13 protein-coding genes are annotated in these 16,277 nt (G+C 75.8%); 5 read left to right on the top strand and 8 right to left on the bottom strand.

The features are described 5' to 3' along the window. The first annotated feature begins 12 nt into the window (after window positions 1–12). A complete protein-coding gene (locus MLV88_RS07685; protein ID WP_242337244.1) occupies window positions 13–1,362 on the top strand; it encodes an MEDS domain-containing protein in 1,350 nt (449 codons plus the stop codon). Window positions 1,363–1,443: 81 nt separating this feature from the next. Here the strand turns inward: MLV88_RS07685 and MLV88_RS24045 are convergent, their stop codons facing one another. Continuing rightward, entirely contained in the window at window positions 1,444–2,253 is an 810-nt protein-coding gene (locus MLV88_RS24045; protein ID WP_277956972.1) for an IPT/TIG domain-containing protein, read from the bottom strand. 281 nt (window positions 2,254–2,534) lie between these two features. Here MLV88_RS24045 and MLV88_RS07695 point away from each other — a divergent pair, with 281 nt between their 5' ends. Beyond that, window positions 2,535–2,738 carry a hypothetical protein gene (locus tag MLV88_RS07695; protein WP_242337246.1) on the top strand — a complete coding sequence of 68 codons (204 nt, stop codon included), beginning with the start codon at window positions 2,535–2,537 and terminating at the stop codon, window positions 2,736–2,738. Between the two features lie 60 nt (window positions 2,739–2,798). Here MLV88_RS07695 and MLV88_RS07700 read toward each other — a convergent pair whose 3' ends face one another. Next, the gene (locus tag MLV88_RS07700) at window positions 2,799–3,056 is read right to left on the bottom strand and encodes a hypothetical protein (RefSeq protein WP_242337248.1); all 258 of its coding nucleotides are present in this window, start codon (window positions 3,054–3,056) and stop codon (window positions 2,799–2,801) included. 235 nt (window positions 3,057–3,291) lie between these two features. Between MLV88_RS07700 and MLV88_RS07705 the strand changes: the two genes are divergently transcribed. Continuing rightward, window positions 3,292–6,162, top strand: a complete 2,871-nt coding sequence (locus MLV88_RS07705) for a PAS domain-containing protein (RefSeq protein WP_243337217.1) — start codon at window positions 3,292–3,294, stop codon at window positions 6,160–6,162. A gap of 10 nt (window positions 6,163–6,172) precedes the next feature. Here MLV88_RS07705 and MLV88_RS07710 read toward each other — a convergent pair whose 3' ends face one another. After that, window positions 6,173–8,197: a sensor histidine kinase gene (locus tag MLV88_RS07710; RefSeq protein ID WP_243337219.1), complete on the bottom strand. Its 2,025-nt coding sequence runs from the start codon at window positions 8,195–8,197 to the stop codon at window positions 6,173–6,175. Between the two features lie 161 nt (window positions 8,198–8,358). Then, window positions 8,359–8,808: a response regulator transcription factor gene (locus tag MLV88_RS07715; protein WP_242337255.1), complete on the bottom strand. Its 450-nt coding sequence runs from the start codon at window positions 8,806–8,808 to the stop codon at window positions 8,359–8,361. A gap of 357 nt (window positions 8,809–9,165) precedes the next feature. Between MLV88_RS07715 and MLV88_RS07720 the strand changes: the two genes are divergently transcribed. Then, window positions 9,166–10,902 carry a fibronectin type III domain-containing protein gene (locus MLV88_RS07720; protein WP_242355037.1) on the top strand — a complete coding sequence of 579 codons (1,737 nt, stop codon included), beginning with the start codon at window positions 9,166–9,168 and terminating at the stop codon, window positions 10,900–10,902. An 81-nt stretch (window positions 10,903–10,983) separates the two neighbouring features. Here MLV88_RS07720 and MLV88_RS07725 read toward each other — a convergent pair whose 3' ends face one another. The 4 genes from MLV88_RS07725 to MLV88_RS07740 all read right to left on the bottom strand — a co-directional run bounded on the left by MLV88_RS07725 (window position 10,984) and on the right by MLV88_RS07740 (window position 15,259). After that, on the bottom strand, window positions 10,984–11,463 hold the full coding sequence (locus tag MLV88_RS07725) for a DUF456 domain-containing protein (RefSeq protein ID WP_242337258.1): 480 nt from the start codon (window positions 11,461–11,463) through the stop codon (window positions 10,984–10,986). A gap of 64 nt (window positions 11,464–11,527) precedes the next feature. Beyond that, window positions 11,528–12,322, bottom strand: a complete 795-nt coding sequence (locus MLV88_RS07730; protein ID WP_308197127.1) for an EAL domain-containing protein — start codon at window positions 12,320–12,322, stop codon at window positions 11,528–11,530. 96 nt (window positions 12,323–12,418) lie between these two features. After that, window positions 12,419–13,810 (bottom strand): sigma-54-dependent transcriptional regulator, encoded by a 1,392-nt coding sequence (locus MLV88_RS07735; RefSeq protein WP_242337262.1) that lies wholly within the window; start codon window positions 13,808–13,810, stop codon window positions 12,419–12,421. Continuing rightward, complete coding sequence (locus MLV88_RS07740; RefSeq protein ID WP_242337264.1) at window positions 13,811–15,259, bottom strand: sensor histidine kinase; 1,449 nt, start codon at window positions 15,257–15,259, stop codon at window positions 13,811–13,813. A gap of 192 nt (window positions 15,260–15,451) precedes the next feature. Here MLV88_RS07740 and MLV88_RS24525 point away from each other — a divergent pair, with 192 nt between their 5' ends. Then, the gene (locus MLV88_RS24525; RefSeq protein WP_242337266.1) at window positions 15,452–16,213 is read left to right on the top strand and encodes an energy transducer TonB; all 762 of its coding nucleotides are present in this window, start codon (window positions 15,452–15,454) and stop codon (window positions 16,211–16,213) included. Window positions 16,214–16,277: the final 64 nt, after the last annotated feature.

The raw sequence follows: 16,277 nt of genomic DNA on the forward strand, positions 1-16,277 counted from the left end.
AGGAGCCGATGGATGCACGCCTCCACCGACAGCGGGATCGACGGCTTCGGCCGGCTGCGGTGGGGCAGCCACGTCTGCCTCTTCCATCGGACCGCGCGAGAGCTCGGGGACGTCCTCGTCCCCTTCCTGCGCCGGGGGCTCGAGCAGGGGGAGCGCTGCGTCTGGGTGACGGCGGCGCCGCTCGAGGCGGACGCCGCGCGGCGTGCCCTCGCCGCGGCGGTGCCCGATCTCGGCGCGCGGGAGGCGCGCGGGCAGCTCGAGATCCTCGAGCACGAGCGCTGGTACCGCGCGGCGGGCGGCGACGACGGCGCGCGGGTCGTGCAGAGCTGGCTCGTGCGCGAGGAGGCGGCCCGCCGCGCGGGGTTCACCGGGCTCCGCGTCGCCGGCAGCGCGGGCCCGGAGGGCGCGTGCGGCGCCCCGGGCTTCCTGGAGTATGAGGCGCGCGTGAGCGCCGCCTTCGCGCGGCGCAGGCTGCTCGCGCTGTGCAGCTACGGGCTCGACGGCTGCGACGCCGGCACGGCGCTCGAGGTCGTGCGCTACCACGATCGGACCCTCTCGCTCCGCGGCGGAGCCTGCGAGGTCATCGCTCCCGGGCGGGCGCGCGCCGGCGAGGAGCCGCTCGAGCGGCGCGCCGCCGTGCTCGAGGCCGCGCTCCGCGCGCGAGAGGAGCTCATCGTCGTCGCCTCGCACGAGCTCCGCACCCCCATGGCGTCGCTGCAGCTCCTCGTCGACTCGCTGCTCCGCGCGCGCGAGCGGACGAATCGCTCCGCGGAGGACGAGCACCGCCGGCTCGAGCGCGCGGCGGCCCAGTGCCAGCGGATCGCACGGCTGCTCGACGATCTCCTCCACGTGTCCCGACCCGGCCAGCGCGCGGAGGTCGTCCCTTCCGACGCGGATCTGTCGGCGATCGCCCGCGAGGTCGCGGAGCGGATGCAGGAGCCGCTCGCCCGCGTCGGCTGCGCGCTCACGCTGTCGGTCCCCGCCGCGACGCCGGGCCGCTGGGACAGGCTCCGCCTCGAGCAGGTGCTCACGAACCTGCTCGCGAACGCCGCGCGGCACGCGGGCGGAGGTCCGGTCGAGCTCTCCATCGCCGCGAGCGCCGCCGGCCCCGTCGTGTCGGTCCGCGATCACGGCCCCGGCGTGCCGCCGGAGGCGCGGACCCGCGTGTTCGCCCGCTACGCGCAGCTCGAGGGCGGTCGCCGCCTCGGCGGCGTGGGCGTGGGGCTGTGGGTCGTCCGGCGCATCGTCGAGGCACACGGAGGGCGCGTGGAGATCCGCGACACGCCGGGAGGCGGCGCGACGTTCCTCGTGACGCTGCCGTGGGACGCGGCGCGCCAGGAGGCGGGCGCCGCCGCGAGCTGATGACGAGACGCGCGTGCCCGGCCCGCTCGCGGGCGGGCCGGGGCGCGCGTCATCGACCGCGGTCGAGCGGTCGCCAGCCGACTAGAAGGCGTACCCGCAGATGACGGTCACCTTGGCGGCGTACGCCTCGGGCTGCGTGGCGAACTCGCCGATCCAGGCCAGGCCGTCCGCGCTCGGATACGTTCCGACGAGCGTGCCGAGACGATCCGAGCGGGCGCCGCCGGAGAGCGCCTTCTTGCCGCTCGGGCACGTGGTCGTGATCTGCTGCGTCGTCAGCGTGCTCGGGTTCACGAACACGGAGCGGGAGAGGATCTGGTAGCCGGAGACGCCGTTCGCGCCCTGCGGACCCGCCGGTCCCATCGGCCCGATCTGGCCGGCCGGCCCGGTCTCGCCCTGCGGCCCCGCCGGCCCCATCGGCCCGACGAAGCCGCGCGGCCCCTCCGGTCCGGTCGCTCCCTGCGGCCCCGTGAGCCCCTGGGGTCCCATGTCACCGCGCGGCCCCTGCGGCCCCTGCGGCCCCGTCGCGCCCTGCGGCCCGGCCGGTCCGGCCGGCCCGGCGGGCCCGGCGGGCCCCTGCGCTCCCTCGGCGCCGATCGTCACGTCCATCGTCGCGCTCGCGTTTCCCGGCGCCTGCACCACGGTGAGCCGGTAGGTGCCCGGGGGCATTCCCTGCGGCAGCGCCGCCACGACGTCGGTGGGCGAGTGGCTCTTCACGTCGAGGACGGTCCTGCCGACGAGGACCGTCGCGGCCTGGGCGCCGAAGCCCTGCCCCTTCACGAACAGCATGCCGGTGCCGAGATCCGCGTCGGCGCGCGTGATCTCGACCTTGCCCTGCTGGGCAAGCGCCGCCTGCGCTGACAGCGCGAGCACGAGCGCTACGATCGTCTTCATGGTGAGCCCCTCCCCGGCCGAATCACGGTCGGTGACGCGTACTGTCCGACGATCGCGCGTCGCTTTTCCATGTCCCCAAAGGGCCTGTGAACAGGACACCTCCACGCGTCCACATTTCACACACCGTCTACACGCCCGTTGCGCTCACACGCCTACAGCGTCGCTCACTCGGGGTGAACGACGCCGGGCGCGCGCCGCCGCGGCGCGGCGCCTCCCCGCGCCACCCTCGGCTGCGCGATCCCGCCCTCCTCGCTATGCTGCCCGGGGGCGGGAGGAACGGCATGGCGGGACAGGGATCGACGGGCAACGTGATCGCGGCGCTGGCGAGCTTCTTCATCCCGGGGCTCGGTCAGCTCATCCAGGGACGCCCGCTCCTCGCGCTCGTGATGTTCGTGCTCGCCGGCCTGCTCTGGCTCGTGTTCCTCGGGTGGATCGTCCACCTCTGGTCGATCATCGACGCCGCGCGCTTCAGGCCGCGCGGGTGAGCCACAGCGCAGGCAGCCGGCGTTCGCCGCGGCAGGGGAAAGCCCTGGCGGACAGCGCAATCACGCCTCGGCGGGCGCCCCGCCCACCGTGCGGAGCATGCCCCGGAACTGCTGGAGGAGCCGCATCACGCCGTCGCCGAGGTCCACCGCCTGTCCGCGGTCGTCGGCCTCGCGCAGGATCGCGGCGACCCGCTCGAGCGCGTCGGCCAGGTCCACGAGCGAGGAGGGGACGCGGAGCACGCCCTCCGCGTGGCGGAACCGCACGAGCTCGAGCTCGATGAGGCTCGCGAGGAGGCCGGGGTCGCGGATCTCGATCATGGTGCTGCTCGACAAGCTGGCAGCGGCCCCGCACCGCGCAACCCGACGCTCCAGGGGACGTCCCCTCGGGGCGGAGCCGTGACGCACCTCGCGAGGCGAAGGGGCTCGCCCTCCGTCCCACCGAGCGGGCGCACGCACCGGCGCCCACCCTTGCGTACGGAATGCGCAGAGGTGCGTGAGCTGTTGATCGGCAGCAATGGGGGGCATTCCGCTTTGGCGCTCCATCACCGGGCGCGTGGTCCTCGTGGTCCTCGCGTGGCTCGTTCCGTTCGTCGCCATCTCGGCGTGCGCGGGGGCGGTCGTGTACCGCGAGCGCATCGAGGCCGAGCTCGACGCGAACCTCGAGCTCGCCCGCGCGGCCTCCCACGCGTTCGACGGGTTCGTGCGCGACGTGCTCCGCCAGGAGGAGCTCGTCGGCGACGCGATCGCGACGCGACGGCTCGCGCCGGACGTGGTCGATCTCCTCCTCTCTCGCGCCGACCAGGAGTACGTCTCCGTCCGGGATCTCTCCTGGGTGACCCCCGACGGGCGTCTCGTCGCCTCGAGCGACCGCAGGCTCGTCGGGCGCTCGACGGCGGGGCGCGACGACCTGCGGCGGATCCTCGCCGGGGCGGTCTTCACCGTGAGCGACGTCCGCGCGGCGGACGCGGACGGCGCGCGCAGCGTCGCGATCGCGCGCGGGATCCGGGAAGGCGGCGAGCTCAAGGGGATCGTCCTCGCCACCGTGGACGCGACGCGCCTCGGCGAGCTCTCCCTCCCCTTCGAGCGGCTCGGCCGCGCCGACATCGCGCTCGCCGATCGCCGCGGCGAGATCGTCTTCCGCCGGCCGGGCGCGGGCGGGCCGGCGGGCGGCGTGCTCGACACGGCCGCGGTCGCGCAGGCGCTCCGCGGGGGGGAGATCGCGCGGAGGACCCCCGACGGCGGCGCCATCACGGCGACGGTGCCGGTGAGCCTCGTCGGCTGGTCCGCCGTCGCGAGCCGCTCCTTCGCCGACGTCGCCTCGCCCTTCCGCACCGCCATCGCCCGCGCCGCGGGGCTCGGGGCCGCCGCGGCGTCGCTGGCGGTGCTGGTCTCGATCCTCGTCACCCGGCGCATCGCCCGCTCGCTGCGCCGCCTCGAGCAGCACGTCCAGGAGCTCGGCCGCGGGAGCGCCGACCTCGCCGAGGTCACCGGTCCCGGAGAGATCGTCCGCCTCGGGCGCGCCTTCGACGACATGGCGAAGAAGCTCGTCGCCGCGAACGCCTCGCTCGTGCTGCACGAGCGGATCTTCGAGACCTCCCCGGACTCGATGATCCTCCTCGACCGCGGGCTGCGCCTGCGAGCGGTGAACCCCGCCTACGCCGCGATGCGCGGGCTCCCCACCGCGGACCTGCTCGGGCGACCGCTCGTGGAGATCATCGGCCTCGACGCGTTCGACGCGATGGCGCCGCGCATCGAGCGCGCCTTCTCCGGGGAGTCGGTGCAGTACGAGCTCTGGACGGACCTGCCCGCCGGGCGCCGCTGCGTCGAGGCGAGCTACCAGCCGGTCCGCGAGGGCAGCCGGCTCGAGCACGTCGCCGTGCGGTTCCGCGACGTCACCGACCGCCGCCACGCCGAGGCGGCGGCCGCGCAGTCGCTCGTGATCGTCGAGGCGGAGCGCCGCCGCTTCGAGGCGGTGTTCCGCGAGGCGCCCGCCGGCATCGTGATCTTCGACGGGCGGGACCTCCGCGCGAAGTGGTCCAACCGGACCTACCTCTCGTTCCTGGACGCGCCGTTCGCGCAGCTCGGGATCGAGGGGCTCCGGATCGAGGACTTCGTGCCGAACGCGCGCGAGTCCGGGCTCGTCGAGGTCCTCCGGAGGGTCGCGGCGACCGGCAAGCCCGCCGACACGCCCGAGTACCGGCACGACGGCCTCGCGCGCGGCGCGACCTGGTGGCGCTGGTCGGTGCGGCCCATCCCGGGCGAGAACGGGGCCGACGTCCTCCTCCTCGTGACCGAGGTCACCGAGCAGGTGGAGGCGCGCAAGGTGGCCGAGGACGAGCGGCTCCGGCTCGAGACCATCCTGCGGACGCTGCCCGTCGGCGTCGTCATCGCCGGGCCCGACGGCCGCGCGGCGAGCTCGAACGATCACGCCCGCCACATCTGGGGCGGCGACGCCGCGCTCGATGCCTACCGGGGCGCCTGGGCGGAGACCGGCCTCGCGCTCGCGCCCGGAGACTGGGCCATCCAGCGCGCGGTGCTCCGGGGCGAGACCGTGACGGGTGAGCTCATCGACATCGTGCGCTTCGACGGGACGCGCGCCACGATCCTCAACAACGCCGCCCCGATCCGCGACGCCTTCGGCCGCATCACCGGCGCCGTCGCGGCGTTCCAGGACGTCACCGAGACGCGCCGCGCGCAGCAGGAGGCGGAGGACGCCGTGCGGCGCCGCGACGAGGTGCTCGCCATCGTCTCCCACGACCTGCGCACCCCGCTCAGCGCGATCGTCATGGGCGCGCGCTTGCTCGGGGGCGCCGCGGCGGGGGATCCGGAGCGCGTGCGCACCACCGCGGCGCGGATCGCGAGCGCGGGCGACCGCATGAACCGCCTCATCGGCGACCTGCTCGACCTCGCCAGCCTGGAGGGGGGCGGCCTGTCGATGCATCGCGAGCCGCTCGCGCCGCAGACGCTGGCGCGGGAGGCGGCGGACGTCATCCGCCCCCAGGCGGAGACGAAGGGGCTCGAGGTGCGCTGCCGCGCGCCGGAGGAGCTGCCGCTCGTGTCGTGCGATCACGATCGCGTCCTGCAGGTCCTCGGCAACCTCACCTCGAACGCTGTCAAGGCGACCGCACACGGGCACGTGGCCATCAGCGTGAGCGTGGAGGGGGATCACGTCGTCTTCGAGGTGCGCGACACCGGGCCCGGGATCCCCGCGGAGGAGCTGCCGCACGTGTTCGATCGGTTCCGGCGGGGCCGCTCCGCGCCCTACGCGGGCACCGGCCTCGGCCTCGCGATCGCCCGCGCGCTGATCGAGGCGCACGGGGGGCGGATCTGGGCCGAGAGCACGCCGGGGGTCGGCACCATGGTCCGCTTCGCGCTGCCCACCGCGAGCACCTCGGCGCTCGAGCAAACCGCCGTCGCCGGCTGACGACGAGCGCTCACCCGGGGGCGCGCGTCGCGAGCGCCTCGGCGGGCGAGTGCGCCTGCCATGGCGCGGCCGCCGGGAGCGTGAAGGTGAAGCGGCTCCCCTGCCCGGAGCGGCTCTCCGCCCAGATGCGACCGCCGTGCGCCTCCACGATGCCGCGCGCGACCGCCAGCCCGAGGCCCGCGCCGCGCGCGGAGGCGCCGCGGCCGCGCCTGAACCGGTCGAAGAAGTGCGCGAGCTGATCCTCCGGGATCATGCGCCCGCTGTCCTCGATCTCGAACGCGACGGCGCGGCCGCCGTCCACGGCCCGTGCCCGCACCGTGACGAGGCCCCCCTCCGTCCCGTCGAGCGCGTCGGCGAGCAGGTTCCCGAGCACCTGGAGGACGCGCTCGCGGTCCGCGTCGACGTCGGGGAGGGTCCCCGCGGCCTCCGCGACGAGGGTCACCCCGGCGCGGCCGGCCGCCTCCCGCTGCGCGTCCGCCGCGGCGTGCACGAGCGCGGCGGTGTGCTCGGGTCGACGGTTGACGACGAGCCGGCCCGCCTCGAGGCTCGCGAGGTCGAGCAGGTCCGCGACGAGGCGCGACATGGCCTCCGCGGCGCGCTCGATCGCGGCGGCGCCGCGCCGGATCCGCTCGCCTCCCGGGCCCTCCGGTGCGTCGGAGCGGAGCGCCCGGGCGGAGGCGAACACGGCGCCGAGCGGCGCGCGCAGGTCGTGGGAGAGGATCGCGAGGACCTCGTCGCGCTCGCGCCCGGCGCGCTGCATCTCGACGTACAGGCCCGCGTTGTGGATCGCCTGCGCCGCGCGGCGTGCGAGGTCGCGCGCGACGCCGAGCTCGCGCGGGCCCAGCGCGCGGTCGGGGCTCGTGATGGCGAGCGTGAGCACCCCGAGGTTCCGCCGTCCGGTCGCGAGCGGCACGACGAGCCAGGCGCGCAGGCCCTCCGAGCGCAGGGCCTCCCGGTGCTCCGGGTCCGGGGCGAGCGCGGCCAGCGCGGCGGAGTCCCCCTCCGAGGCGCGCTCCGGCTGACCGCTGCGGAGCACCTGCCACACCGGCGAGGTCGCCGGGTCGGGCGGGAAGCGGAGCCGCAGGTCTCGCAGCGCGTGCTCGCGGCGTGGGTCCGCGTGGGCGAGCGCGACGAGCCGCAGGCGCCCCTCCTCGTCGAGCGTCTCGATCGTGCACGCGTCGGCGAGGGCCGGGACCGCGAGGCGCGCGAGCTGCTCGAGCATCCGCTCCGGGTGCATCGACTCGGCGAGCGCGGCGCCCGCCTCGATCATGAACCGATCCAGCTCGTCCGCGCGGCGCCGGTCGCTGACGTCCCGCAGCACGTGGGCGAACCCGCCGAGGTGCCCCTGCTCGTCCCGCACCGCGCTCAGCACGACGCTCGCGTAGAAGCGGGTCCCGTCCTTGCGCACCCGGAGGCCCTCCTCCTCCGCGCGCGCGTCCCGCGTGGCCCGCCAGAGCAGCTGCTCGGGACGGCCGGCCTCGCGCTCCTCGGGCGTGTGGAACAGCGCGAAGCTCCTGCCGAGGATCTCGGCCTCGGGCCAGCCGGTGAGCCGCTCCGCGGCGGCGTTCCAGCCCGTGACGAGCCCGTTCGGATCGAGGAGCAGGATGGCGTGCGCGTGGACGCCCTCGGTCATGAGGCGCAGGCGCTCCTGCGCGGCGCGCGTCTCGGCGAGCGCGCGGCGCGTGCGGCGATCCGCGGCCCGGAAGGCGCCGACCGCCACCGCGATGACGCTCGCGCTCGCGAGGTACCCGGCGAGCGCGAGCAGGTCGGAGCGGCTCGCGACGCGCAGGCTCCCCCGGGGCTCGAGGAACAGCCAGGCGAAGCCGGCCGTGCTCGCCGCGGCGGCGACGAGCCCCGGCGCGGTGCCGCCGAGGACCGCAGCGAGCGCGACCGCGGCGAGGACGAAGACGTACCGCTCACCGCCGAGCGCCCCGAGGAGGACGTACGTGATCGCGAGTCCTGCGGCGGCGAGCGCGAGCGCCGCGGCGTAGGACCACGGAGGCGCGGCGGCCGCGCGGTCAGGCCTGTCGGACATCGTCACTCTCGGCAGGAGTGCCTCACCCTCGTTCTCGCCGGGTCGGCCGGAAGCGGCACGTTCGGCGCACCACTTCCCGACGCCGCACGCCAGGGGCCGCGCTCCGGCGCCGGGCAGAACCTGGGCTCTCGTGCCTCTCGCCGGGAGCCCCCGAGCGCCCGTCAGCCTTTCGGCGGCCCGCGCCCCTCGGTGGCGCGGTCGATGAGCCGGCGGAGCGTCTCGGTGAGGACCGCGCCGTCGACGGGGTGAACCAGGTACGCGTCGGCCCCGACGGAGAGGCCATAGCGCTGATCGTCCGGCAGCGCGTGGCTCGCCGAGAGGTGGACGATGGGGACGGTCGCCGCCCGAGGATCGCCGCGCAGGTGCCGGCAGAGCTGGAAGCCGGTGATGTCGGGGAGCTTCACGTCGAGCAGGATGGCGTCAGGTCGCTCGGACAGCCGCAGCATCGCCTCGCGCCCGGTCGCCGCCGAGACCACGTCGAAGCCGCCGCGGGTCAGCAGCCGGGCGACGAGGTAACGGGTCGCCTCGTCGTCCTCGACGTGCAGCACGAGGGGGCGCGCGCGCCCGCGCTCGCCCGCTCCGAGCTTCTTGGTAAGCGGCAGGTCCTGCACTGGGTCCGAGTTAGTCCGCCCCCTGGGTGCGGACAAGCTCCCCACCAGCCCTTGCTCTGGGTCAAGCCACGCGGCGCCCTGAAGGGGGGAGAGATGCGGGCCTGTGTGTGCTAGCCTGGTCTCCGAGGCGTTGGTTTCCGGACAACGTCCGCACCTCTCCTCCTGGAGCTCACGCGAGGGGACAACCGCATGCCGACGCGCTCTCGCTCCGCCACCCTCGCCGCCCTCTGGCTCGCCGTGACCTCGGTCTCCTGCGAGCGAGCGCACGAGGCTCCACATTCACCAACCGTGACCCCGCCTCCGGCCGCCGCTCCGCAGCGCGTCGAGGCAGCGGCGCCCTCGCCCGCCCCAGCTGCCGTGGAGCCGAGCACGGAGGCGCAGGCGGACGGTGGAAGCGCGCCCGCGCCCGCCGCCGCCCCGGCTGCTCCGGCCGCGCCGAGACCTGCCCCGCCGCGCCTGCTCACGGCGGCGGCGCTCTCGCCCTCGCGCATCGTGCTCGCGTGGGAGCCGGCGGAGCAGGCCGGGGACGTGACGGGATACCAGGTCTTCCGCGACGGAAGCGCCGCGGGCATCGTCGCGCACGCGGGCTTCACCGACGACGGCCTCAGGCCGCGCATCCGCCACTGCTACACGGTCGTGGCCCTGGACGCCGCGGGGCACCGCTCCGGCCCGACCCGGCCCGCCTGCGCGGAGACTCCGGACCAGAGCCCCCCGACCGCGCCGACCGCGCTCAGGGCCGAGGCGCGCGGAGAGCGGCAGGTCGTCGTGAGCTGGGACGCCGCGAGCGACGACGTCGGCGTCGCGGGGTACGAGGTGCTGCGCGCCGAGGCGATCGTCGCGAGGGTGCCGGGGACGGCGGTGACCGAGTCCGGCCTCGCGCCCGCCCAGACCTACTGCTACACGGTGCGTGCGCACGACGCCGCGGGGAACGTCTCGCCCGCCGCCGGGCCCGCCTGCGCGACCACCCCCGACCTCACGCCGCCCACGCGGCCGGACCCGGTCGTCGCCGACGCGCAGGGAGAGCGCGCGGTCCGCGTGCACTGGGCGCCATCGGCCGACGACGTGGGCGTCACCGCCTACGAGCTCCTGCGCGACGGAAGCGTGGTCGCGACGGCGAGTGACCTCGCCGCCCTCGAGAAGGGACTGCGCCCGACGCAGCGCTACTGCTACACGGTGCGTGCGCTCGACGCCGCCGGGAACCGCTCCGCGGAGGGCGGGCCCGCCTGCGCGACGCCCCCGGATCTCACCGCCCCGAGCGTGCCATCCGGCGTCGTCGCGACCGCCAAGTCGGACACGCGCGTCGAGCTCCGCTGGACCGCGTCCACGGACGAGCTCGGCGTGCAGGGCTACGAGGTCCTCCGCGACGACAAGGTCGTCGCCGCGACGGAGGCCACGAGCGCGAGCGAGGCGGGCCTCCGGCCGGCGCGCGAGTACTGCTACGTCGTCCGCGCGCACGACGCCTCCGGCAACGTCTCCGCCCCCTCGAAGCGCGCCTGCGCGACCACCCCGGATCTCACGCCCCCGTCGGCTCCGAGCCGCATCGCCGTGCTGCCGAACTCGCCCACGCGGATGGCGCTCGTCTGGGGCGCCGCGGCGGACGACGTGGCGGTCACGAGCTACGAGATCCAGCGCGGCGGCACCGTCGTCGCGCGGGTGGACGCGCGCCTCAGGCACCACGTCGACGCGGGCCTCTCGCCGTCGAGCGAGGCCTGCTACGCCGTCGTGGCGCTCGACGCCGCCGGCAACCGCTCCCCGCCGCGCGGGCCCGCCTGCGCGACGACCGCCGCGCCGGGCGTCCCGGGGGCCCCCGCGGCGCTGCGTGCCGAGCCGGAGTCGGCCAGCTCGATCGCGCTGTTCTGGGAGCCCTCGTCCGACAGCGGCGTCGTCTACGCGGTGTACTGGGACAAGGGCGGCCGGATCGGCTCCACGGGCAAGACGGTGTTCAGCGCGACGGCCCGGTCCGCCGAGCGGCGCTGCTACCGGGTCTCCGCGATCGACGCGGAGGGACGCGAGTCGCCTCACTCGTTCGAGGCCTGCGCCTCCCCGCGCGAGGAGTCCGCGCGGGGCACGCTCTCGCGCGTCGACGTGGAGTGATCCAGCGGGGGCGGACGACCCGCTTCGGCTCGATTCGCTCGCGGCCGTCGGGCTCCTTCCCGGCGCGCTCCCCTCGCACCCTCAAACCACGAGCGCGAGCACGAGGACGCCGACCAGCACGAAGGCGAGCGCGACCTTCACCGCATTGCCGAGCACGAAGCCGACGAACGCGCCCGCCCCGGCGCGCCCCGCCGCGCGCAGGTCGGGGTTGCGGGTGAGCTCGAACAGCACGGCACCGACGATGGGGCCGAGGACGACGCCGGCGGGACCGAGGAACAGGCCCACGAGGAGCCCCACGCTCGCGCCGAGGATCGATCGCCGCGACGCGCCGAACGCCCTCGCCCCGAGCGCGGCCGCGGCGAGGTCCACGAGCCACATGAGCGCGCCGACCACGGCCGCGAAGGCGACCGTGCCCCAGCCGACGCGGGTGAAGTCCTCCGCCCACGCGACGAGCACGACGCCCGCGACGAGGAGCAGCGAGCCGGGCAGGATCGGGAGGACCAGGCCGGCGATGCCCGCGACGATCGCCGCCGCGCCGAGCACGTAGAGGAGGACGGTCACCTGAGCGGGTTCTGCCGCGCCCGGCCCGCGCTGTCGAGGCCCCCGAGGCGGCCCACGCCGCCCATCAGTGCTGGTGACGCGGGAGCACCCGCCGGTAGCCTTCGCGGAACAGGTCCCCCTGCGCGAAGCCGATGCCGAGCCCGCGCACGAGGGCGAAGTCCGCCGCGGTCTCGACCCCCTCCGCGACGACGCGCTTCCCGGTCCGTCCGGCGAACGCGAGGAGCGAGTCGAGCATCGCGCGCCGCGACGGGTCGCCCACGCTGCGGAGCACGGAGCGGTCGAGCTTGAGGACGCGGGCGAGGTGGAGCTCCTCCACGCTCACGAACACGTTCGCGCCGCCGAGGTCGTCGAGCGCCGCCGGGATGCCCGCCTCCGCGAGATCGCGGAGCATCGTCGCGCCGCGCCCGACGGCGTTCGCGTGCACGCACTCCACGGCCTCGACCACCACCGCCACGCGCGAGGAGGCGAACACCTCCTGGAAGCTCGCGGCGGCGAGGGACCAGATCTCCGGGCTGACGTTCAGGAACACGCGCGGCCCCGGCGCCTCCTTCACCTGCAGGCGCTTCAGGGCGAGCTCGGTGCGGACGAGCAGCTCCGGCGCGGCCCGCAGCCGCTCGAAGACCACCGCGGGCGGGACCGCCACGCCGTCGCGCCGGTGGAAGCGCGCGAGGGCCTCGTAGGCGTGGAGCCGGCCCGTGGCGACCTCGACGATGGGCTCGTACTGCACGCCGAAGCGCCCGGCCCGGACGACGTCGAGTCCGTCGGGACGCGGGAAGGGCCGGGGGTCTCGCGCACGGGGGAGCGCTGCTGCGGTGGCTGGGTCTCGCACTCGTGAATACAAACGGCGCGGCCCGGGCACGAATTCTCCGGGCGCCCCGATTTCTGTCGCGCCGCGGGATGGCGCCCGCTCGCTCCCCCGGAGAGCGCCGAGCGCGAAGGGGCGCTCGACCGGGGCTCACGGCGCCTTGAAGTCCTCGGAGCGGAGCCCGTGCTTGCGGAGCAGGCGGTGGAGGCTCTCCCGCTCGAGCCCCGCCCGCTCCGCCGCGCGCGTGACGTTCCCCTCGAACTCCCTCAGGAGCGCGACCAGGTACTCGCGCGTGACCCGCTCCCGCGCGCCCGCGACCGCGTCCCGGTAGGGCAGGGCGGCGAGCGCCCCCGCGGGCGTCGCCACGGCGGGCGTGGAGGCGATCTCGGGAGGGAGGTCCGCGAGCGTGATGCGGTCCCCGCCCGCCACCGCCACGGCGCGCTCGATGGTGTTCTCGAGCTCGCGCACGTTGCCCGGCCATTCGTGGCTCGCGAGCCGCACGAGGGCCTCCGGCTCGATGGCGGTGATGTTCCGGCGCAGCGCGCGCGCGTGCTTCTCGAGGAAGTGCGCGGCGAGGAGCGGCGTGTCCTCGGCGCGCTCGCGCAGGGGCGGGAGCGTCACCGCGATCACGTTGAGCCGGTAGAAGAGGTCCTCCCTGAACCGGCCGGCCCGAACCTCGTCGCGGAGGTCCCGGTGGGTCGCGGCGATGATGCGGACGTCGACCTTCACCGGCGTGCTCTCGCCCACCCGCCGGATCTCCTTCTCCTGGAGGGCGCGGTTGAGCTTCACCTGCGCGGGCAGGGGCAGCTCGCCGACCTCGTCGAGGAAGAGCGTGCCGCCCTCCGCCTCCTCGAACAGGCCCCGCTTCGCGGCGGCGGCGCCGGTGAACGCGCCGCGCGCGTGGCCGAACAGCTCGCTCTCCACGAGCTCGCCCGGCAGCGCGCCGCAGTTCACCGCGACGAAGCGGCGCTCGCGCCGCGCGGAGTGGTAGTGGACGGCGCGCGCGGCGAGCTCCTTGCCGGTGCCGGTCTCGCCGAGCACGAGCACGGTCGCGTCCACCTGCGCGGCCTTCTCGAGCAGCGCGTACACCTCGCGCATCCGGGCGCTGCGGCCGATGAGGTTGTGGAAGGCGTCCTCGTCGCCGGGTGCGGCGGTGCGGCGGGCAGCGTCCACGAGCCGCTTGTGCTCGGCGGCGCGCGCCACGACCGCGAGCGCGGCGTCCGGGTCGAACGGCTTCTCGAGGTAGTCGAACGCGCCCTGCTTCATCGCGCGCACGGCGTCGGCGACGGTCGCGTAGCCCGTCATCATGACCACCTCGGTGGTCGGCGCGCGCGCCTTCACCGCCGCGAGGAGCTCGAAGCCGTCCGCGCCGGGCATGCGGATGTCGGTCATCACGACGTCGTAGGCGCGGGTCGCCACGAGCGCGAGCGCGCTCGCGCCGTCCTGCGCGGTCTCGACCTCGAAGCCGTCCGCGAGGATCTTCGCGAGCAGCTTGCGCATGTTCTCCTTGTCGTCCGCGACGAGGATCCGCACCGGCTCCATCTACGCCTCCGCCCGGCCCGCGCGGGCCGGGAGCCTGAGCGCGAAGCGCGCGCCCCCGCCGTCGCCCGCGTCGGCCGCCAGATCTCCGCCGTGCGCCCGCGCGATGGCGCGCGACACGGCGAGCCCGAGGCCGGTCCCGCGGGGCTTCGTGGTGAAGAAGGGCTCGAACAGCTTCCCGCGGTCGGCGGTGTCGATGCCGGGTCCGGAGTCCTCCACCGACACCTCCGCGGTGCCGTCCTGCGCCGCGAGGCGGACCGCCACCCTCCCGCCCGGACCGGCCGCCTCGGCGGCGTTCCGCACGAGGTTCACGAGGACCTGCCGGAGCTTCTCGGGGTGGCCCGGCGCGACGGCGCCGCCGGCGACCGACACCACCACGCCCTCGAGCAGCCGCGCGTCCCGCAGCCGGGAGACGACGTCGTCGGTGAGGGCCCGCAGATCGACCGGCTGCGCCGCGGCCGGCAGCGGCCGGGAGAGGTCGAGCAGCCCGTCCACGATCTCCTTCGCGCGCAGGGTCTCCTCCTCGATGACCGCGAGGTCCTCGGCCACCGCAGGGTCGGCCTTCTTCCGGAGGAGCTTCGCGTAGCCGAGGATGACGCCGAGCGGGTTGTTGATCTCGTGGGCGACCCCGGCGGCGAGGCGGCCGATCCCGGCCAGCTTCTCCGACTCCACCAGGCGGTCCTGGTGCTCGCGCAGGGCGGCGGTGGTGGCGTTCCACTGCCGCGCGAGCGCCTCGAGCTCGGGGGCCCCGTGCACCTCGATGCGCGCGTCGAGCTCCCCTGCCGCGATGCGCGCCGCGCCCGCCTGGAGCTGCGCGACCGGCGTCGCGATCGACCGGCCGATCACCACCGAGACGATCACCGCCACCCCCGGCGCCGCGACGAGGAGCCCGACGAGGAACCCGAGCGTCCGGCGCTGGACGGCCTCGGCCTCCTGGCGGAAGGCGCGGATCTTGGTCTCGAAGCGCTCGACGAGGGCCTGGGTGAGGTCCTGGATCCGCGTCACGACGAGCTGGGCGCGGCCGTGCTCGAGCTTCACGCTCGCGTGCTCGCCCGAGAGCACGGCCGGCACGATCCGCTCGCGGAAGATGCCATCGAGCCGGCCGCTCTCCGCCTCGATCCGGTCCACGAGCGCGCGCTCCTCCGGCTCCTCCGCCGCCTGACGGAGCGCGCGCGTGAGCCGGAGCACGGTCTCGCGCGAGGTAGCGTAGAAGCCGAGGTGCGAGGTGTCGCCGATGATGATGGTGTGCGCCTGGTGCGCGTACTGGTCGCGCACCGCGCTCGCGAGCTCGAGCGAGAGGCGGACCCCCTCCTCGCGCGACTTCATCTCGGTGAGCCCGCGGTGGATCCGCATCGAGCCCGCGATGGCGACCGCAGACGCCGCGGCGAAGAGGAGCACCAGCGCCCCGAAGCCGAGCGCGAGCCGGCGCGCCGTTCCCGATCCGTATCGCATGCCTTCCTTCACGCGCGGCGCACCGCTCTCTCTCGAAGGGCCGGGCACGCGAGCCCGCGCCGGCCGGCAGCTCGAGGAGGGCACCGCTACCCCATCACAGTGTAGCGGGGGACGGAGGCGAGCGCCCGGATCGATGCTATCTAGGCTCCCGGAACGCCGCGTCGTAGTGACCCGCGGTGGAGAAGAGGCAAGGTGGCGGCGGATCGGGGGTTCAGGGTGATCTCGCGCGAGCCGGTGGGGGCGCGGCGGCTCGGGTTCACCGGCGGGGCCGTGGTCGCGCACGCGCTCGTGGTCTGGGTCGCGACCCGGTCACCGCCGCCGCCGCCGCGGCCGGCCGTCCCGCTCGACGTCCTGCTCGTCCCTCCGGGCGCGCTGCGCGAGCGGCTCCTGCTGCCCTCGCCGGCCCCCGCCCCCGAGCGCCGGGCTCCGGGGCCGCTGAGCCCCGCCCCCGGGCCCGCCCGTCGCCCGGATCCCCGCCGCCTCGTCCCTCCCAACGTGCCCGTCTCCGCCAGCGCACCGCCGCTCGAGGCGGTGGACCCGGGGGAGCTGCCGGCGCTCACCGGCGGGGAGGTCGCCTTCTCCGGCAAGGGCGGCGATCCGTACAGCCGGCTCCCGCGCGGCGGAGGAGGCGCCGGCGGCGGGATCGCGCCGGGGGGCGTCGAGGCGTCGGAGTGGCTCGTCCTGCACCAGCGCGAGATCGTTCGGCGCATCCAGGAGCGCGCCTCCACGCGGCCCTACCCCATCGTCGCCGCGGCCATGGGCTGGACGGGCCTCGTGCGAGTCGCCTTCACGATCCGGACGGACGGGAGCGTCGCCGACCTTCGGGTCGTGAAGTCGAGCGGAAGGCAGGTCCTCGACGAGTGCGCCCTCGAGGACGTCCGCGCCTCGGCCCCGTTTCCTCGCCCGTCGGAGGAGCAGTCGGTCGAGGTCCCCATCCTCTACGTGCTCACCTGATGCGCGCCGTCACCCGCCCGGCGGGCGGCTTGCACCGAGGCCCGGCTCGCGCGGAGGATGCGCC

The sequence above is a fragment of the Anaeromyxobacter soli genome, from assembly GCF_022808855.1.
Lineage (GTDB): Bacteria > Myxococcota > Myxococcia > Myxococcales > Anaeromyxobacteraceae > Anaeromyxobacter > Anaeromyxobacter soli.